This is a genomic window from Mycolicibacterium sp. Y3, from assembly GCF_051188035.1.
GTDB lineage: Bacteria > Actinomycetota > Actinomycetes > Mycobacteriales > Mycobacteriaceae > Mycobacterium > Mycobacterium fluoranthenivorans.
The window spans coordinates 2,249,102-2,268,082 of sequence record NZ_JAVQLT010000001.1 but is presented as its reverse complement, the minus strand read 5'-3'; the positions used below and the strand labels follow the sequence as shown (position 1 = coordinate 2,268,082).

The 18,981-nt window shown below is 67.2% G+C and carries 18 protein-coding genes; 5 read left to right on the top strand and 13 right to left on the bottom strand.

Annotated features, from left to right (window positions below; genetic code table 11):
- Window positions 1-4: 4 nt before the first annotated feature.
- Genes QN239_RS11095 through QN239_RS11070 form a run of 6 tightly spaced genes read right to left on the bottom strand, consistent with a single transcriptional unit; the run spans window position 5 to window position 7,351 of the window.
- A complete protein-coding gene (locus tag QN239_RS11095) occupies window positions 5-841 on the bottom strand; it encodes a coniferyl-alcohol dehydrogenase (RefSeq protein ID WP_499010274.1) in 837 nt (278 codons plus the stop codon).
- Complete coding sequence (locus tag QN239_RS11090; protein WP_499010272.1) at window positions 838-2,154, bottom strand: LLM class flavin-dependent oxidoreductase; 1,317 nt, start codon at window positions 2,152-2,154, stop codon at window positions 838-840. The genes QN239_RS11095 and QN239_RS11090 overlap by 4 nt, the downstream gene beginning before the upstream one ends.
- Entirely contained in the window at window positions 2,151-3,908 is a 1,758-nt protein-coding gene (locus tag QN239_RS11085; RefSeq protein ID WP_499010271.1) for an FAD-binding protein, read from the bottom strand. The genes QN239_RS11090 and QN239_RS11085 overlap by 4 nt, the downstream gene beginning before the upstream one ends.
- Window positions 3,905-4,861, bottom strand: coding sequence for a 3-carboxyethylcatechol 2,3-dioxygenase (locus tag QN239_RS11080; protein WP_499010270.1), 957 nt, complete (start codon window positions 4,859-4,861; stop codon window positions 3,905-3,907). Before QN239_RS11080 ends, QN239_RS11085 begins: the two co-directional genes overlap by 4 nt.
- The gene (locus QN239_RS11075; RefSeq protein WP_499010268.1) at window positions 4,785-6,479 is read right to left on the bottom strand and encodes a bifunctional 3-(3-hydroxy-phenyl)propionate/3-hydroxycinnamic acid hydroxylase; all 1,695 of its coding nucleotides are present in this window, start codon (window positions 6,477-6,479) and stop codon (window positions 4,785-4,787) included. Before QN239_RS11075 ends, QN239_RS11080 begins: the two co-directional genes overlap by 77 nt.
- Complete coding sequence (locus QN239_RS11070; protein WP_499010267.1) at window positions 6,476-7,351, bottom strand: alpha/beta fold hydrolase; 876 nt, start codon at window positions 7,349-7,351, stop codon at window positions 6,476-6,478. The genes QN239_RS11075 and QN239_RS11070 overlap by 4 nt, the downstream gene beginning before the upstream one ends.
- Before the next feature lie 99 nt (window positions 7,352-7,450).
- Between QN239_RS11070 and QN239_RS11065 the strand changes: the two genes are divergently transcribed.
- Complete coding sequence (locus QN239_RS11065; RefSeq protein ID WP_499010266.1) at window positions 7,451-8,173, top strand: IclR family transcriptional regulator; 723 nt, start codon at window positions 7,451-7,453, stop codon at window positions 8,171-8,173.
- Between the two features lie 14 nt (window positions 8,174-8,187).
- Window positions 8,188-9,822, top strand: coding sequence for an FAD-dependent oxidoreductase (locus tag QN239_RS11060; protein ID WP_499010264.1), 1,635 nt, complete (start codon window positions 8,188-8,190; stop codon window positions 9,820-9,822).
- A 64-nt stretch (window positions 9,823-9,886) separates the two neighbouring features.
- Here the strand turns inward: QN239_RS11060 and QN239_RS11055 are convergent, their stop codons facing one another.
- The 4 genes from QN239_RS11055 to meaB all read right to left on the bottom strand — a co-directional run bounded on the left by QN239_RS11055 (window position 9,887) and on the right by meaB (window position 13,377).
- Window positions 9,887-10,804 (bottom strand): enoyl-CoA hydratase, encoded by a 918-nt coding sequence (locus QN239_RS11055; RefSeq protein ID WP_499010261.1) that lies wholly within the window; start codon window positions 10,802-10,804, stop codon window positions 9,887-9,889.
- Between the two features lie 47 nt (window positions 10,805-10,851).
- Window positions 10,852-11,997, bottom strand: coding sequence for a thiolase family protein (locus QN239_RS11050; protein WP_499010259.1), 1,146 nt, complete (start codon window positions 11,995-11,997; stop codon window positions 10,852-10,854).
- The gene (locus tag QN239_RS11045) at window positions 11,994-12,425 is read right to left on the bottom strand and encodes a Zn-ribbon domain-containing OB-fold protein (RefSeq protein WP_499010257.1); all 432 of its coding nucleotides are present in this window, start codon (window positions 12,423-12,425) and stop codon (window positions 11,994-11,996) included. The genes QN239_RS11050 and QN239_RS11045 overlap by 4 nt, the downstream gene beginning before the upstream one ends.
- A gap of 73 nt (window positions 12,426-12,498) precedes the next feature.
- Window positions 12,499-13,377, bottom strand: a complete 879-nt coding sequence (gene meaB, locus QN239_RS11040) for a methylmalonyl Co-A mutase-associated GTPase MeaB (protein WP_499010256.1) — start codon at window positions 13,375-13,377, stop codon at window positions 12,499-12,501.
- A gap of 213 nt (window positions 13,378-13,590) precedes the next feature.
- Here meaB and QN239_RS11035 point away from each other — a divergent pair, with 213 nt between their 5' ends.
- Both QN239_RS11035 and QN239_RS11030 read left to right on the top strand, forming a co-directional pair.
- On the top strand, window positions 13,591-14,355 hold the full coding sequence (locus QN239_RS11035; protein ID WP_499010253.1) for an SDR family NAD(P)-dependent oxidoreductase: 765 nt from the start codon (window positions 13,591-13,593) through the stop codon (window positions 14,353-14,355).
- 2 nt (window positions 14,356-14,357) lie between these two features.
- The gene (locus tag QN239_RS11030) at window positions 14,358-15,095 is read left to right on the top strand and encodes an SDR family NAD(P)-dependent oxidoreductase (RefSeq protein WP_499016702.1); all 738 of its coding nucleotides are present in this window, start codon (window positions 14,358-14,360) and stop codon (window positions 15,093-15,095) included.
- Here the strand turns inward: QN239_RS11030 and QN239_RS11025 are convergent.
- Window positions 15,085-16,536: a class I adenylate-forming enzyme family protein gene (locus QN239_RS11025; protein WP_499010252.1), complete on the bottom strand. Its 1,452-nt coding sequence runs from the start codon at window positions 16,534-16,536 to the stop codon at window positions 15,085-15,087. The genes QN239_RS11030 and QN239_RS11025 overlap by 11 nt on opposite strands.
- Before the next feature lie 71 nt (window positions 16,537-16,607).
- Between QN239_RS11025 and QN239_RS11020 the strand changes: the two genes are divergently transcribed.
- Window positions 16,608-16,904, top strand: a complete 297-nt coding sequence (locus tag QN239_RS11020) for a 2Fe-2S iron-sulfur cluster-binding protein (protein WP_167161335.1) — start codon at window positions 16,608-16,610, stop codon at window positions 16,902-16,904.
- On the opposite strand, the gene QN239_RS11015 is transcribed toward QN239_RS11020, so the two are convergent.
- Both QN239_RS11015 and QN239_RS11010 read right to left on the bottom strand, forming a co-directional pair.
- On the bottom strand, window positions 16,892-17,926 hold the full coding sequence (locus tag QN239_RS11015) for a CaiB/BaiF CoA transferase family protein (protein WP_499010251.1): 1,035 nt from the start codon (window positions 17,924-17,926) through the stop codon (window positions 16,892-16,894). The genes QN239_RS11020 and QN239_RS11015 overlap by 13 nt on opposite strands.
- A gap of 31 nt (window positions 17,927-17,957) precedes the next feature.
- On the bottom strand, window positions 17,958-18,953 hold the full coding sequence (locus tag QN239_RS11010) for an LLM class F420-dependent oxidoreductase (protein WP_499010250.1): 996 nt from the start codon (window positions 18,951-18,953) through the stop codon (window positions 17,958-17,960).
- Window positions 18,954-18,981: the final 28 nt, after the last annotated feature.

Here is an 18,981-nt window from a genome sequence, read left to right as displayed (position 1 = left end):
ACATTCAGAGGGTTCCTTCCCGGGCCTCATGTGCCGTCTCCGACGGCAGGGTCGCTGTGATCCGGCCTGCGACGGTGCCGCCGTCCACCCAGATCACCTGTCCCGAAATGTAGCTTGCCGCTGGGCTGTTGAGGAAGGCCAGCACCGACGCCTGCTCGTCCGGACCGCACACGTGCCCCAGCAGCGTGGGGAACGAATCCAGGTAGTCCGGTCCGTAAGCACCGCGCAGTTGGTCCAGAATCGGCGTCTCCGTCACACCGGGTCCGGTGCAGTTGATCCGGATGCCCCTCTCCCCCAAGGCAAGTGCACGACTCATGCCGTACAGGATGATCGCCTCCTTGGACAGCCGGTAGCCACCGTCGGCCAGCGCCTGCGGATTGCGGCGGCACCACTCGATGCCGTCGGCCATCGACGTGGTCGCCAACAGGCCAGCCGTCACCGCGGTGTTGGCCAGGTAATCGGCGGCGGCCAGCGACGAGACGTTGGCGATCGCCGCCCCCGCCGGCAGCTGCGGAATCAGCCCTTCGGTGAAATGGCGCATCCCGAGGAAGTTGATGGTGACCACCAGCAGCGGTTTGCCGATACCCGAGGACACCCCGGCGACATTGAACAACGCGTCGACGGGACCATCGATCGCCGCGACCGCGGCATCGATGGACGCGGCGTCGGCGAAGTCCACCTCGATGAACTGCTCCGGCTCGGTCTGCGGTGGGCGCAGATCGAGCCCGGTCACACGTGCGCCGAGATCGGCCAGTTGTGCGGCGAGATGCGCGCCGATACCCGATGCGCACCCCGTCACCACCACCCGGCGACCGTCATAACGCCAGCGTTCGTCGGTCATCTCTCCTTGCTTGCCTCGCGCTGTTCCTTCTCCAGCTGAGCGGCCTTCACGCGGCCCTCGTTGATCTCGGCCATGGCCTCGGGAATCTCACCGGCGGTGAACTTTCCACCGCGGCCGGTGGGCAGACCGCCGAAGGAGTAGGTCTCGTCGAACAGCGGAGCATCGGAGGGCAGCCGGCGCGCCTCGACCTTCTCGATGACCGGCGCCAGCCGCTTGGCCTTGGCGGCCACCGCCGACTGGTCACGCTCGATGAACTCGGGCAGGATCTCCTTGCCCATGATCTCGATGGATTCCATGGTGCCCTCGTGGCTGCGCGGGTTCAGCAGCAGGATGATCTCGTCGACGCCGCTGGCCTCGTAACCGCGCAGGAACTCCCGCACCGTGTCCGGCGAACCGATGGCGCCGCGGCCCGGACCGTAGGCCAGCGTCGGGTCTTCCTTGACCGCCTCCTGGTAGAGATCCCACACACCGGTCCGTCCCGGGGTGTGCATACCGGTCAGGTAGTAGTGCATGATGCCGAAGGAGAAGAACCCGCCGCCGCTACCGAGTCGCTGGAGCGCCTCTTCATCGGTTCGGGCCACCATCATCGAGAGGTCGCCGCCGATGGCCAGGATATTGGGATTGATGGCCGGGGTCACCGGTGCGCCCTGCTCTTCGAATTCCTGGTAGTAGCCGTCCACCCGGTCCTTGAGCGCTTCGGGCCCGGTATAGGCGAAACTCAGTGCACCGATGGCCTTCTGGGCGGCCATCTGCACCGACGACGGGCGCGTGCACGCCACCCATACCGGTGGGTGCGGGCTCTGCAGCGGCTTCGGGATGACGTTACGGGCCGGCATCTCGACGTGCTCGCCCTTGAATCCGGTGAACGGCGCCTCGGTCATACAACGGATGGACACCTCCAGCGCTTCTTCCCACATGGTGCGCTTGTCGGCCGGGTCGATGTCGAATCCGCCCAGTTCGGCGACCGAGGAGCCCTCACCGGTGCCGAATTCCACCCGGCCGTTGGACAGATGGTCCAAGGTGGCGACCCGTTCGGCGATACGGGCCGGGTGGTTGATGGGCGGGGGCAGGTGCATCACACCGAAGCCGAGTCGAATGTCCTTGGTGCGTTGGCTTGCTGCGGCCAGGAACATCTCCGGTGCGGTGGAGTGGCAGTACTCCTCCAGGAAGTGGTGCTCGGTGAGCCAAACGGTGGAGAAGCCGGCCTTGTCGGCGGCCTCCACCTCGTCCAGGCCATGCTGGAACAGCTGGTGCTCGTCGTCTTCGGACCACGGCCGTGGCAGCGGGAATTCGTAGAACAGCGAGATCTTCATACGGTTGCCTCTCGATCCAATTGTGGGGTCATGTGTGAAAGATGCAGTGCCGCGACGTAACCGAACGTCATGGCCGGTCCGATGGTGGCGCCCGCACCGGCATAGCTGCGGCCCATCACCGCGGCCGACGCGTTGCCGGTGGCGTAGAGCCTGCCGATGACGGTCCCGTCCTCGCGCAGCACCCTGGCGTATTCGTCGGTCAACAGCCCGCCCGAGGTGCCCAGGTCACCGAGGATGATCTGGAAGGCCAGATAAGGCGCCTTGCCCAGCGGGGCCAGGTTCGGGTTGGGCAGGGTCTGGTCACCGTAGTAGTTGTCGTAGGCACTGTCGCCACGGTTGAAGTCGTCGTCATGGCCTTTGACGGCCAGCTCGTTGAACCGAGTTGCGGTGCGCTGCAACTCCTCTGCCGGCACCCCGATCTTGGTCGCCAGCTCACCCATGGTGTCGGCGGCGACCACGATGCCGGAGTCCAGCCAGGCCTGCGGGATCTTGCGGCCGGTCGGCACCGGGGCGAACGGGATCTTCGGGATGGGCAGGTGCCCGCCGACCACGTACCGGTGGAACGACGTGATATCGGTGATCAGCCAGCACGGGATGTGCGGCGCCGCCTTTCCCTCGTCGCTTCGCTCGCCCAGCCACGCCCGCTGGCCCTCGATCATGGCGTGCGCGAAATCCATATACGGCGCGGCCTCGTTGATGAACCGCTTACCGGCCCCGTTGACCACGAACTGCGCCGGCATCATCCGCTCGTTGAGCATGAACTGCAGCCGCCCGTCGGGCCAGCACATCGCCGGGAACCACCACGCCTCGTCCAGCAGGTCGGTGGCGGCGCCGACCTTCTCGCCCGCACGGATCCCGTCGCCGGTGGCCGCGGGATTACCGAAACTCCAGTCCTCCTCCAACAACGGCAGATGCTGCCGGCGCCAGGCCATGTCGTGGTCGAACCCGCCGGAGGCGACCACCACACCGCGGCGGGCGGCGACACGCAACGACGTGCCGTCACGTTCCACCACCGCACCCACGACGTTCCCGTCCACGTCGGTGATGAGCTCGGTCATCGGCGCGGACAGCCACAGCGGGATGTTCTTCTCCTTGAGCGCCAGCCGCATCCGGGCCATCAGCGACTGCCCGATCGCGGCCATCCGGTCCCCGAACACCCGGGCCCGGAACATCCGCCAGATCAGCTTGAGCAGCACCGCCTTGCCGCGCCAGTTCTGCCGGACCTGATAGAAGAGCCGAAGGTCCTTGGGGGCGAACCAGATCCCCTTGGGAGCTAGCGCCAGCGGAGCCAGCAGGTTCTGCTCCTCGTCGCCGAGTGTGCGCAGATCGATCTCCGGCACGTTGATGGTGCTGCCGAGTGCGGAACCACCGGGCAGTTCCGGGTAGTAATCCGCGTAGCCCGGTTTCCACACGAACTCGAACCAGTCGCTGGACTTCTCCAGAAACTCCATCATCTCCGGGCCGGTGTCGACATAGGTGCGCAACCGGTCGTCACTGACCAGCCCTCCGGTGATGGTCTTGAGGTACTCGAACACCCCGTCGGGGTCCGGCGAATAGCCGGCCTTGCGTTGGGATGGGGCACCCGGCACCCAGATGCCGCCGCCGGAGAGGGCCGACGAGCCGCCGAATTTCGGCGACTTCTCCACGACGAGGGTGTCCAGCCCGGACGCTTCGGCGCGCAGGGCCGCGGTCATGCCGCCGGCACCGGAACCGATGACGAGGACATCGACCGTGTGATCAAAGGGTTCTGTCATCCTGCACGAACCGCCGTCCGGATCGCGAAGCCCGCGATCAACTCGGGAGCAGCGCGGTAATAGCGCTGCTTCGTGTGGTAGTCGCCTTGACTGGCCAAGGCGGCGAAAGCCGCCACCCAGGTGCGGATCTCATGTGCCGAATTGCCCGCCTCGCGCGCAATCCAGTCGTTGCTCCAGCCGTCCACCTCGGCCAGCCGGTTGGTGTCGATCAGATCGAGCAGTGCGTGATCCCAGTCCGGGTTCAGCGGCTGCAACGGACTCTCCCCGTGCGCGAAGTCGTGTGCGGCCGCGATCACCGCCTGCTGCCGCGCTGCCCGTCCTTCCGGGGACATCGGTGCCCCGCCCACGATGCGCGCCAGCGCTGCCGGCGGCGCCGTGGCCAGCGTGGGCACCGGCGGATCGTGGGACAGCCCACCGGAACCGACCACCAGCACGCGCTTGCCCAGCGATCCCAGGTATGCACCGATCGCCGACCCGAGAGCGCGGGTGCGCTTCAGCGGACCCAGCGGGGTGGCCACCGAGTTGATGAACACGGGGATGACGGGAGGCGACGCCGCGCCCAGATTGGCCGAGCCGAACAGGATTTCCAGCGGCTGCGTCGTCCCGTGATCCACGTCCATGGCCGCCGACAGCGACACGTCGACACCGGCGTCCCACACCGCGGTGGCCATCTCGTGGGCCAGCTCGGCGGGTACGTCGAGCGGCCCGGCATAGGTGCCGTAATCGCCGACTCCGGTGGCGGCACTGCCGATGCAGAACGGCGGCATCAACCGATAGAAGAATCCGTTGTAGTGGTCCGGGGAGAAGATCACGACGAGCTCGGGATCGAAGTCCGCGACGAAGGCACGCGTCCGTGCGAGCTGGGTGTCGATGTCCTCAAGCAGTTCCGCCGACGGTCCCGGCAGATTCAGCAGCGGGCTGTGCGACATACAGCACAGGGCGAGATGCGACATGGGATTCACCTCCCTCGGTCAGGTGCAGGACGTCGAACAACTTGACGCTCAGCTCGTTTGACAATTGGGCGATACCTGCGGCGGCAATGCACCGGTCCGGGCGCAGGAAGAGCACCGATGCGGTGTGGGCATCGAAGAACTTCTTCAACGCGCCCGTGCGGTCCCCGACGATGGTGATATCGGGGTCGTCGTGACCTGCCCAGTGCAGCTGGGTGCCGGGCCGGGCCTCGACGAACTTCGCGCCCAATGCTTTCCACCGCGCGAATATCTCGTCGTCCAGCAGCTGGCGGAGATTGTTGTTCCACGCCAGGACCGCGAATCCGTTTCCCAACACCTCATCGAGGAGCAGGTTCTGAGCAGTGCGCGTGTCCACGTGCGGCTGGATGAACAGGGTGCCCACCGGAGAGGTGGAAGTGGAGGGGCTGTCATGTACCACCGCACCCGTGTCGTACCTCGGCATCGGCTTGAATCGCATCTCCAGCACGTAACGCTTCAGCGTCGGCACCACCGATGCCGCGCGGATGAGCTTGTCCCGCAGCATCGCCACGTGCCGGTTCGTCGGCGAGATCACCCTGCCGACCAGAGTGGAAAGGTCGATCATCGCGCGGGCATGCTTGCGCCGTTCGGTGTCATAGCTTTCCAGCAGCGCGGCCCCGGCGTGTCCGTTGACGACGGCGGCCAACTTCCAGCCCAGGTTGGCCGCGTCCCGGATACCACTGTTGTATCCCTGCCCCTGCCACACCGGCATCAGGTGCGCGGCATCGCCGCCGAGCAGCATCCGGCCTTTGCGGAACGAACCCGCGATTCGGGAGTGATGGGTGTAGACGCGGTGCCGGATGATGTCGACCTGGTCGGGGTGCGGAACGAACGGTGCCAGCATCCGGGCGATGAATTCCGGCCGCTCCACCTGCTCGTCGGTCTCATCGGCGTGGATCATGAACTCGAAGCGCCGGATACCGTGCGCGATCGAGATGGAGGCATACGGCCGGGCCGGATCGGCACCGACCTCGCTGTTGGGATGCCCTAGCGGGTCGTTGGCCAGATCGACCACCAGCCAGCGGGTTTCGGAGGTGGTGCCTTCGAAGCTGACATCCATCATGCGCCGGGTGGCACTGCGTCCGCCGTCGCAGCCGACAAGATAGCGCGCCCGCACCGTCGACGGTGTGCCGTCGTGGAGCAACTCGACGCTCACCCCGTCGCTGTCCTGGGCGGCGCTCGCCATCCGGGTGCTCCACGAGACCCGGACGGTCTCGAACCGGGCCAGCCCCTTGAGCAGCTCCGCGTCGACGAGCGGCTGGACGAACCCGTTGCGCTTGGGCCAGCCGAACCGAGCGTCGGGCGGCGCCATCTCGGCCAGCAGGCCACGGTGGCCGTCGTAGAACCGCAGGATCTGGTTGGGCACGGTGTGCGGCAGGATCTGTTCGACCAGGCCGATCGACTGGAACGTGCGCAGCGACTCGTCGTCGAGCCCCACGCCACGCGGATAGTCGATGAGGGTGTCGCGGTCCTCCACCACCAACGTTCGCACACCTTGCAGGCCAAGGATGTTCGCCAGCGTCAGGCCGACGGGGCCGGCCCCGACGATGAGGACGTCGACGTCGACGCAAGCGTCGCTCATGCCCGCCCCAGCAGGAAGTCCAGGTGCAGGCGGTTGAACGTCTTGGGGTCCTCGTACTGCGGCCAGTGCCCACAACCGGACATCACCTCGAAGCGCGCACCCGGGATCATCTCCGAGATGCGTCTGCCCTCACTGACGTCGGCGGTCGGGTCATCGCTGGTCCACAACACCAACGTGGGCGCGGTGATGGCCCCGTACTCGGCCGGGCCGAGCAGGTTGCGGGCCCGGATCTGCGGATCCTGCAATGCCATGATGTCGCTCATGGCGGCCACGAAACCTGCTTGCTGGTAGACCTTCTGGCGGCTGGCGACGATATCGTCATAGCCCTTGGACTTGTCGGCCATCAGCCATTTGATGCGCGCCTGCACGGTTTCCCAGTCCGGGTTCTCGGCGGCGGCCATGGACAGCGTGATGATGCGCTTCATCACCTCGGGATCGGCCTGTGACCCGCCGGCGGTGTTGAGGACCAGTCGCTCGATCCGATCGGGGTGGTCGGACGCGGCGCGGGCGGCGACCCAGCCGCCGAGGGACTCACCGGACAGATACACCTTCTGTGCACCGATCGAGTCGAACACCGCGAGCAGATGATCGACATAGTGCGCGACCTCCAAAGGGTGCCCCGGCTTGTTGGTGTAGCCGTGACCGAGCATGTCGATGGACCAGGTGGAGAAGTGCTCGGCGTGCGATTCGAGATTGCGCACATAGGCCTCGGCGTGACCGCCGGACCCGTGGAGGAAGACCAGGGCCGGCTTGGCGGCGTCCCCGGCGTGCAGGTACCGGGTGCACACTCCGCCGGCGTCCAGATACCCCTGCGTGAAGGCCACGCCCTGTAGGTCGCTCCAGACGCTTTCGTGCACCGGAGTCACAGCCATGCCGCCCCTTTCTGCGGAAATACCGTTCTCGTTTTACGTGAATCATCTGTGCTAATATCGGACATCAATGTGCACTATGTATAGAGCATCACTCTCACGATGACGTCTGTCAAGGGACGCAACGGCAGCCCCCGCGCGGACGGCAGCGCCTCGCCCGCTGCCGGATCGCAGACTCTGGCCAGGGGCCTTTCCGCCTTGCAGGCGGTGGCCGGCGCACCCTCGGGTGTCACCGCGGCCGAGGTCGCCGATTTCGTCGGCGTGCACCGCACCATCGCCTACCGACTGCTCAGCACGCTCGCGCAAGCGCGCTTCATCACCAAGGGCGAAGACGGTAAGTACCGGCCGGCCGCGACACTGGCCGTGCTCGGCGCCGCCTTCGACAACAACGTGCGCCAGCTCAGCGTGCCGACCCTGCGCCTGCTGGCCGACGACCTCGGTACCACCGTCTCGCTGCTGGTGGCCGAGGGCGATCAGCAGGTCGCCATCGCCGTGATCGTGCCGACACTGGTGTTCTACCAACTGTCCTTCCATGAGGGCAGCCGCTACCCACTCGACCGCGGCTCGGCCGGAATCGCCCTGCTGTCGAGCATGCCGCCGCGCCCCGGTGAGCGAGATCTGGTCAGCCAGGCCCGCGAGCAGGGCTTCGTCATCACCCACGGCGAGATCGAGCCCGACACCTATGGTTTGGCGGTCCCGGTCCGGCGGCGACCGCCCTCGCCCCCCACCTGCATCAACCTCATCTCCCATCGGGAGGACGTGGTGCTGCGCGGCCGCGATGCCGTGATCCGCGCCGCCAGACAACTCTCCGAAATCCTCGGCTGAAAGGACAGGCAATCGTGTCGGATTGGGATCAGGAAGTCGACGTCGTCGTCCTGGGCACCGGTGGCGCCGGACTCTCGGCCGCACTCACCGCCGCCGTGAACGGGGCATCGGTGGCTGTGTACGAGAAGGCGCCGACGGTCGGCGGCACCACCGCGGTATCCGGCGGCATCGTCTGGATACCCGCGCACGATCGACTGGCCGGCGCGGACCTCAACGTCGAGGATGCCCTGAAATACCTTGAGGCCCAGTCCCTGGGCCTGATGGATCGTTCGCTGGTCGAGACGTTCGTGCGCACCGGTCCGGTGATGCTGGACTTCCTTGAGGCACACAGCGACTTACGGTTCGAAGTCGCCGAGGGCTTCCCCGACTACAAACCCGAGCTGCCCGGCGGACGGCCCGGCGGTGGCCGGTCACTCAACGCCACGCCGTTCGACCGGTCCCGAATCGGCGACTGGGGTGACCGCATCACGGCGTTCCCAGTGGACTTCAGCAATGTCGGGATCGATGCCGAGACCCGGGCACGCATCCATGCCGCGGCCGACGACCTGGACGGTGACTACTGCGTGGCCGGCTCCGCGCTGATCGCCGGCCTGCTCAAAGGGCTGTTGGACCGCGGCGTGGCCCCGGTGACCGAGGCGCGGGCGTTGGAACTGATCGCCGACCGGGGCGACGGGGAGAAGAGCGGCCGCATCACCGGCGTTCGAATCACCTTCGACGGCACCGAGATCCGGGTCGGTGCCCGCCGCGGGGTCATCCTGGGCACCGGCGGGTTCGAATGGGACCCGCAACTGGTGGAGGCCTATCTGCGCGGGCCGATGCGCGGAGCGGTGTCCCCGCCGAACAACACCGGCGACGGGTTGCGGATGGCGATGGCCCACGGCGCCGATCTGGCGAACATGGGTGAGGCCTGGTGGGTGCCGATCGTGCAGATCCCCGGTGACACCCTCGGCGGCAGGCCACGCAGTCGCAGCGTCCGACTGGAACGCACCCGGCCGCGCAGCATCATCGTCAACCGCGCGGGCAAGCGTTTCCTGAACGAGGCGGGCGAATACAACTCCATGGCCGGGCCCTTCCACCACCTGGACCCGCGCGCCGGCTACCTCAACGACCCGGCCTGGATCGTCTTCGACGACCAGCACCTCAAGCGCTACGGCTTCCTGGGCATCGAACCCGGCAGCGAGGCACCCGACTGGTTCAACAAATCGGCCAGCCTGGAAGAACTCGCCGAGAAGACCGGGATCTGTGCCGACGGACTCGCCCACACCGTTTCGGCGTGGAACGCCGGCGTCGAACACGAGCAGGATCCCGAATTCAACCGCGGCGCAAGCGCATACGACGGTTATTGGGGCGACAACTCCGCTCCGACACCTGCGCTGCAGACGCTCGGACCGCTGGACACCGCGCCGTTCTACGCGGTCCCCGTGGCCGTCGGCGCGATGGGCACCAAGGGTGGACCACGCACCGACCGGGACGGGCGGGTACTACACGTCAACGGCAAGGTGATCGAGGGCTTGTTCGCGGCGGGCAACGCGATGGCCGGGGTGACCGGTAAGGCCTACGGTGGCGCCGGTGGCACGCTGGGGCCGGCCATGGTGTTCGGCTACCGCAGCGGATACGCCGCCGCCACCGGCGAATCCGCCCCCGCCTGACAGCGATTTCGGCGCGCTGACGTTCGATGAGCGAACGTCAGCGCGCCGAAATCGCCGAGGGAGACTAGGGCTGGTCTTTGACGGCGGCACTCGGCGGACCGGACGTGCGCCAGTCCTCCAGGCCGTCCTCGACCAGACCGACCGGGAACTTGTTCTCGTGCACCTGGGCCCAGTGGCTGTGGTTCAGCTCGTGCAGGGTGAAACACGCGTTGAGTGAGTTGTAGAAACCCTGGTTGTCCTGCGTCTGATTGACCGATTCCTTGATCAGCAGGGCGGCCATGGTCGGCACCTTGGCAATCCGACGGGCGAATTCCAGTGTCTTGCCGGCCAAGTCGTCGGCCGGGAAGATCTTGGAGACCATGCCCAGCGCATGGGCCTCCTCGACCGAGAGCGTGTCGCCGGTGAGCATCAGCTCCTTGGTCTTACGGGCACCGAATTCCCATGGGTGCGCGAAGTATTCGACGCCACACATGCCCAGCCGGGTACCGACGACGTCGGTGAACCGGGTGTTGTCGGCGGCCACGATCAGATCGCAGGACCACATCAGCATCAGCGCCGCGGCGTAGACGTCACCGTGTACCGAGGCCACCGTGATCTTGCGCAGATTGCGCCAGCGTCTGGTGTTCTCGAAATAGTGGTGCCACTCCTGCAGCATCAGGCTCTCGGCGCCCTGGCGGGTGCCGCCGTTCACCCGGAAGCTGGGATGCTGGTCGGGACCCGGGGTGTATTCACCGCGCTGTACCTTCGACCCGACGTCGTGGCCGGCGGAGAACATCGGCCCGTTGCCCCCGAGGATCACCACGCGTACGGTGTCGTCGGCTTCGGCCCGCAGGAACGCCTCGTGCAGCTCGACCAGCATGCCGCGGTTCTGCGCATTGCGCGCCTCGGGCCGGTTCAGCATGATCCGGGCGATGGTGCCCTCGTCGAGGGTTTCGTATGTCACGAAGCGATATTCGGGAGTTTCTGCGTCTTCCAAGGCCATGAATCGGACTCTATTCCTTCGAGAATGCCGTTACCACGGCGGGCACGCTAGAGCGACAGGATGGTGGCCGACGCGGTGCCGGGCGCGCCGTACACCTGGGCCAGTCCGACGCGCGGGCCACCGGGAACCTGACGCTCCCCCGCCTCACCGCGCAATTGGCGCACCAACTCGTGCATCTGCCGCAGACCCGAGGCGCCGATGGGCTCGCCGTTGGCGATCAGACCGCCGTCGGTGTTGACCGGAATGGATCCGCTGATCTCCGTGGCCCCCTCGAGCAGCAGCTTCTCCTGCTCACCGTCGGCACACAGACCCGTCTCGGCCATGTGGATGATCTCGGCCCCGGCGTCGGTGTCCTGCAGCTGGGCGATGTCGACATCCTCGGGACCGATTCCGGCCGCCTCGTAGGCGGCCTTGGCCGCGAACACCGTCGGCGACGGATCCTGCTCCAACGGAGCCGAGGTGCCGTGCACCTCGTAGGCGCCGTAGGTGCGGGTGCGGATCTCACTGGCCCGCACGTACACCGGCGTGTCGGTGTAGCGATGCGCGATATCGGCGCGGCACATGATGACCGCGGCGGCACCCTCATCCGGTGCGCAGAACATGTACTGGCGCAGCGGGTAGTTGAGCACCGGCGAGGCCATGATCTCTTCCACGGAGATCTCCTTGCGCCGGAACGCATTCGGATTCAGCACACCGTTGCGGAAGTTCTTGTTGGCCACCCGCGCCAGCGTCTCCTCGGAGATGCCGTGGGTGTGGATGTAGTGGTTGGCCTTGATGCCGAAGAACTTCGTGGTGACGAACTGACCGTTGTGGGCGTACCACTGCGGCAGCGCGAGCTTGGCCGGGTCATCGGTGAACGCGCCGCGCGGATGCTTGTCCAGCCCGACGGCGATGCCGATGTCGTACTTGCCCAGCCGGATGGTGTCGGCGGTCTGCTGGATGGCGCTGGCCGAGGTGGCGCAGGCGTTGAACACGTTGGTGAACGTGATGCCGGTGAGCCCGACAAGACGGGTGACCGCGTCCGGATTGGACACCTCGTAGCTGCCGCCGAAACCGAACTGGATGTCCTTCCATTCCAGCTTGGCATCGGTCAGCGCGCCCTGGATGGCCTCGGCCCCCATCTCCATCGCGGTCTTGTCGAACCTGCCGAAGGGGTGGATACCGACACCGATGATGGCGACGTCATTGCTCATGCGGGGACCCCCGTCTGAACCGGCTTGAACCAGAAGGTGATGAGCTCGTCACCCTCGGCGTCGGTGGCGAACGGCTGCATGGTCAGTTCGACCTCCATGCCGAATTTCAGCTTGGCGGGGTCGTTCTCGGTCAGCCGGCCCTCGACACGGATGACATCGCCGAGTTGCACCAGACCGACCCCGAACGGGACGAAGTCCCTGCCGGTCGGCCCCGCGTAGGGCGCGCCGGGCGGGAAGCCCTGGGTGGTCCAGGCGACCACCGTGCCGCGACGCGGCAGCAGCACATCCGACATCTCGGCCTTACTGCACTTGGGGCAGCGCTGCTGGCGCGGGAAGGTCGTCGCCGCGCAGGCGCCGCACCGACTGCCGATCAGCTGCGGGTTCTCCGCCGGCCAGGTGGAGATCTCGGGGGCAAGCGCCTTCGGCATCGGACTCCTCGGGACAAAAGAATACGTTGGCGATTTCGAACAGTAGCACTTCCGAAAGATGGAAACTACATTCTCATTCGGGTGTGACCTGGACCCCGACCAGCAGCCGTGCGGTCGCGGTGTAGACATCGAGGTCGCCCGCGGCGACAGCGGCAGACAGCTCCGCCAGGCCCGGGTGGGTACGCAGCGCGCTCTGCGCGAGCGAGAGAATCTGCAGCCGGGCCCGAGCCGCCCGCCGCCGCGGATCGTTGGTCCGGTGGTGGGCATCGATCGCGTCCACCAGGTCGTCGATACCGGCGTTCTCCGCGGCGATGATCTTCAATACCGGCATCCCGGTTTCGATGTGCAGATCGCGCACGGTCTGGTCGGCACCCTCGCGGTCGGCCTTGTTCACCACGATGATGTCGGCGACTTCGAGCAGGCCGGCCTTGGCGGCCTGGACCGCGTCCCCCGCACCGGGATTCAGGATGGCCACCGTGGGGTCGGCGACCGCCGCGATCTCCACCTCGGATTGCCCGACGCCGACCGTCTCCAGCACGACGATGTCGTAGGACAGTGCGGCCAGCAGCCGGATCGCCGCGGGCACCGCGGCCGACAGCCCGCCGAGATGCCCCCGGGTGGCGACCGACCGGATGAGCACGCCGGGGTCGTTGATATGCGCCGCCATCCTGATCCGGTCACCCAACAGCGCTCCCCCGCTGTACGGCGAGGACGGATCCACGGCCAGTACGGCCACCCGCAGGCCGCGGGCCCGGTAGGCAGCCACCAGCACCGCGACGGTGGTCGACTTACCCGCTCCGGGCGGGCCGGTGATCCCGACGGTGCGGACCGGGCGCGACTGCAGGACCGCGAGCACGTCGTCACGGCGGTCGCTTTCCACCAGGCTCAGCAGCCGGCCGGTGGCGCGCTGCGATCCGGCCCGGGCCGCGGTCAGCAGCTCGTGAATATCCATCGAGACAGAACCTTAGGGCGCCACCTCGAGGGCCGGGGCCGAACCGATGCCACCCCCGGCGAGCAAAAGGCCTTTGCACACAATCACTTCGGCGATCTGCGGCGCACGAATGACAGAGGCGAGGACGGATTCAAGCATGAGAATCTCGTTTCATTCCGGTATGAGAATGTTATTCTCTCAACTTGAGAGTGTCAGTTGCAAGAAGGGGACCACATGCAGATCGCCGGTAGCTCCGCGCTCGTCGTCGGTGGCGCGGGAGGCCTGGGCGAAGCGACCGTACGCCGCCTGCACGCCGCCGGCGCCAAGGTCGTCGTCGCCGACATGGCCGATGAAAAGGGCACCGCGCTGGAGAAGGAGCTCGGTGTCCGCTACATCCAGACTGACGCCACCTCCGAGGAGTCCGTCAACGCGGCGATCGCCGAAGCCGAAGCGCTTGCCCCGCTGCGCATCTCGGTCGACACCCACGGTGGGCCGGCCGCCGGCGGCCGGTTGATCGGCAAGGACGGCTCGCCGCTGAGCCTGGACGGCTTCGAGAAGACGATCAAGTTCTATCTGACCGCCGTGTTCAACGTGCTGCGCCTGACCGCCGCCGCCATCGCGCGAACCGAACCACTGGACGAGGGCGCGCGAGGTGTCATCGTCAACACCGCGTCGATCGCGGGGTACGAGGGTCAGATCGGCCAGCTGCCATACGCGGCCGCCAAGGGCGGCGTGCTCGGCATGACGCTGGTGGCCGCCCGCGATCTGTCGCCACTGGGCATCCGCGTCGTCACCATCGCCCCCGGCACGATCAACACCCCGGCCTACGGCCAGAACGCCGATCAGCTGGAAAAGTACTGGGCCCCGCAGATTCCCTTCCCCAAACGGATGGGCCGCTCGACCGAGTACGCGCAGCTGGCGCAGAGCATCATCGAGAACGACTACCTCAACGGCGAGATCATTCGCCTCGACGGGGCGTTGCGATTCCCGCCCAGGTGAGCCTGAGCCTGCAGGGGAAGACCGCGTTCGTCGCGGGTGCCAGTCGCGGCATCGGCGCCACCATCGCCCACGCGCTGGCGGCGGCGGGCGCGTCGGTCGCGGTGGCCGCCCGATCCGAGGAGCAGGGCAAGCTGCCCGGCACCATCGGCTCGGTGACGGCTTCTATCATCGGCCGCGGCGGCCGAGCCCTGCCGGTGCCCTGCGACGTCACCTCCGAAGAGTCGGTGAACGACGCTGTCGCGGCGACGGTTTCGGAGTTCGGCGGTATCGACATCCTGGTCGCCAACGCCGGCGTGCTATGGCTGGGGCCCGTCGAGTCCACGCCGCTCAAGCGCTGGCAGCTGTGCCTGGACGTCAATCTGACCGGAGTGTTCCTGGTGACCAAGGCGGTCATCCCGCATATCCGCGCCCGCGGGGGTGGATCGTTGACGGCCATCACCACCACCGGGGTCGGGATGTCCGGCGCGAACGCCTACTGGGTTTCCAAAGCCGCCGCCGAACGCCTCTACCTCGGGCTGGCCGAGGACCTGAAGGCCGACAACATCGCCGTCAACTGTCTGAGCCCGTCCCGGGTGGTCCGCACCGAGGGATGGCAGGCCGGCGGCCTGGGCGTCGAGATCCCCGCGGAGATGGTGGAACCACCCGAGGCGATGGGCGCGGCGGCGGTCGTGCTGGCCGGTCAGGATGCCGGTGGTATCACCGGCACCGTGCAACGCTCCGAAGAGTTGATCAGGAGCTGACCGCACGACGCGCGTACCGATCGCGCAGCACGCGGCGCAGCACCTTTCCCGAAGGCAGCCGCGGGATCTCGTCCACGAACACCACCCGGCGCGGTTTCTTGTAGGACGCCAGCCGCGCCCCGACCCAGTCGATGAGACCGGATTCCGGCACCGCCTGCCCCGTCACCGCCGCAACGATCGCCTCGCCGTCGGCCGGATCGGGAATCCCGAACACCGCGCAGTCGGCGACCGCGGGGTGGGCGTGCAGCACCGCCTCCACCTCCGCGGGCGCGACCTGGAACCCGCGCACCTTGATCATCTCCTTGAGCCGGTCGGTGATGTGCAGCCAGCCGTCCTCGTCGAGATGGCCGATATCGCCGGTGCGATACCAGCCGTCGGCGAACACCGAGCCGGTCTCGGCCTCGGGCAGATAGCCGGCCATCGCCGAATCCGAGCGCACCTCGATCTCACCGACCGCCGAGATCCGCACCGCCACACCGGACACCGGTTTGCCGACGGTGTCCAGCCGGGCCGCACCGATCGGGCAGCAGGCGATCACCGGAAGCTCGCTGGCGCCGTAGGCTGAGACCCATTGCACGCCTACCCGTTCGGTGACGGCATCGGCGACGGTCTTGGTGACCGGGGTCGCGCACCACATGATGTAGCGCAGCGAGGACAGGTCATAGGACTCCAGATCAGGGTGAGCGGCGATCGCCAGCGCGATGGGCGCGACGGCCATCTCGATGGTGATCCGGTCGGACTCGATGTGCGCGAGCATGGTGGCGATATCGAAGCGCCGGTGCAACCGCAGCCAGCCGCCGGTGTCGAGCACCGTGGCGATGTTGAGCAGACCGAGGATGTGCGATGGCGGCGTCATGATCTGCATCCGGTCGGCGGCAGTGAGCCCCAGCGCATCCCGCCAGTGCCGGATCGCGGTGGCGAAACCGCGATGCGTGTGACGGACCGCCTTCGGCATACCGGTGGTCCCGGAACTGAACACGAACAACGCGTCGGCCTCCGGTGCGACCGACTCCCACCTATCCCCCGTCGCTTCGCTCGCCCCAGACAGCACATTCCCCGTCGCTTCGCTCGCCCCAGGCAGCCCGGCGCTCGGATCGTCGAAGTGCACCGTCGGCAGCAATTCGGCCAGCAGGGGCTGGTCGCCCACGCCCAACACCGGTGCGGTCAGGGTCAGCGCGTGCGCGACCTCAGCGTGCTTCCAGGACGGGCTGATCAGGACGACCGCCACGCCGATCCGCCAGATGGCCCGTAAAGCGACGACGAACTCGGGCCGGTTGGACGACATCAGGGCCACCCGGTCGCCGGTGCGTACACCCCGCCGGACGAGGGTGCCGGCCATCTCGCCGGCGAGCGCGTCCAGCTCGGCCACGGTGTACTGGCGGTCGTCGAATGCGAGCACGACACGGTCCCTCCCCGTTGCTGCGCTCACCCCAGGAACCATCACCGGCTATCTTATCCAGAACGGAGAATGATATTCTCCGTTTGCCAGAATCAAACCCCCAGGAGAGTGTCATGACGGCAGAACCCGTGCCCGCCGACGAGGTGACGATCCTGCTGGACCGCGCCAGAACGACGGTATCGGCCGTACCCGGGGAGACGCTGCTGGACACCGCCCGCCGAGCCGGACTGACCCCGCCGTTCGCCTGCGAGGCCGGCAACTGCGGCACCTGCATCGCCAAGCTCACCGAGGGCAGCGTGGTCATGCGGGTCAACGACGCGCTCGACGACGACGAGGTGGACGAGGGTTATGTGCTGACCTGCCAGGCCGTCCCGAACCCCGGCAATATCGTCGTCGACTACGAGGGCTGAGGCTCGAACCCCGGCGCCGGCCGGTACACGGGCTGGTAACCCTCGACCTTGATCGGGCTGCCCACCAGCCGCATATCCCCCGAAGCCACCACCATCTCCGGTGTCTCGGCCAGTGCCTGCGGCAGGGTACGCACCGCGGCGGCCGGGACCCCGAGCGGCTTCAACCGGGCCTCCCAGTTCGCGGCCGAATCGGTGGCCAACGCCGCCGAGACGACCGCCAGGACCTGATCTCGCGCCGCGGCGCGCTCGGCCATCGTGACGAAGCCGTCTATCCCGGCCTCACCGGCGAACGCCTTCCAGAACCCGTCATGGGTGATGAACAGTGCCAGATACCCCTTGGCCGTCGGGAAGAGCTGGGCCGGAACGTAATACGAGTGCGCACCGAAGGGCCGGCGGCGCGGCTCGACGCCGTCGTTCAGATAGGCCGACGCGCGGTAGTTCAGCTGCGACAACATGACATCGCGCAGCGACACATCCACCTGACCACCGCGCCCCGAGACGATCTGGGCCAGCAGCCCCAGGGCCGCCGTCAAACCGGTGGAGTTGTCGGCCGCCGAATAGCCTGGCAACGTCGGTGGCGCATCCGGGTCACCCGTCATCGCGGCCACCCCGGTGGCCGCTTGGATGACGTAATCGAAGGCCGGGTCGTCCCCGCCGTGCAGCCCGTAGCCGGTGAGCGCGACGCACACGATCCCCTGGTTGTGCCTGCGCAAGGAGTCGTAGGTCAGGCCCAGCTTCTTGATGGCCGACGGTTTCATGTTCACCAGCAGCGCATGCGAATCGATCACCAGCTCAGCAAGTTTCGCCTGCCCGTCGGCCGAACGCAGGTCCAGGCAGATGCTGCGCTTGTTGCGGTTCAGGCTGGCGAAGTAGCTGTCGCCGACCTGCCGTGAGATCTCCCCGCCGGGCGGCTCGACCTTGATCACCTCGGCGCCGAGATCGGCCAGCAGCATGGTGGCATAGGGGCCGGCCAGCATCACGCCGACCTCGATGATGCGGATGCCCGATAAAGGACCTATCACTCAAGCCCTCTGTTCTTCGCGCAAGCGCTCATCACTGCACCTGCTTGGCGAGCTCGGCGATCACCTCACGGGTCCGGTACTTCGAGGCGATCAGTTCATCGCGGTGGTCGCCGATCGGCAACAGCCGCACCGACAGATCCGTCACACCCGCGTCGGCGAATTGCCTGAACCGCTTCAGGATCGACGCTTCGTCCCCCGCGGCACAGAGGTCACCGACCGTGCGGGCGTCGCCGCGGTCCAGCAGCTTCTGATAGTTCGGCGACGTCTCGGCCTCGGCAAGGATGCGGTTGGCGCGGTCCTTGGCCTCCTCGATCTCGGAGTTCGCGCACAAGGTGACCGGGATACCCGCGACGATGCGGGGCGCGGGCTTACCGGCCTCCGCGGCCGCCTTGTTGATCTTGGGGGCGATGTGCTCACCGATGGCCTTCTCGTCGGCCATCCACAGCGAGGTGCCATCGGCGTGCTCGCCGGCGATCTGCAACATCACCGGGCCCAGCGCTGCCACCAGCACCGGCATCGGGGTCGCGGCACCGAGCACCGTCGGGTTGTGCACGGTGAAGCTGTCGTTCTCGACGTCGATCATTCTGACCCCGGTCGCTTCGCTCCTGCCCGCCGGCACGGTCGAAGGCCCACCGATCGCCGCATTGAGCACCTGCAGATAGTCACGGGTGTAGGCGGCGGGTTTGTCATAGGGCAAGCCGAGCATGTCGCGGATGATCCAGTGATGCGACGGACCCACCCCGAGCGCGAGCCGGCCGTTGGAGATGGCATGTACCGACAATGCCTGGCGGGCAAGGGCAATGGGATGCTGCGCCTGCAGCGGTACCACCGCGGTCCCGAGTTCGATCCGGGTGCTGTGCGAGGCCATCAGCGCCACCATGGTGAGCAGGTCGAAATCGTCGGGCACCTGCGGCATCCACGCGGTGGCCAGACCCGCCGAGTCCGCCCATTCGATATCGGAGATCAGCTTGGCGACCTTGCGCGCCATGTCACCGCGCTCGGCCCCGATCATCACGCCTAATCTCATAGCCCGCCCCGCTTCGCCCGCCCGCGTC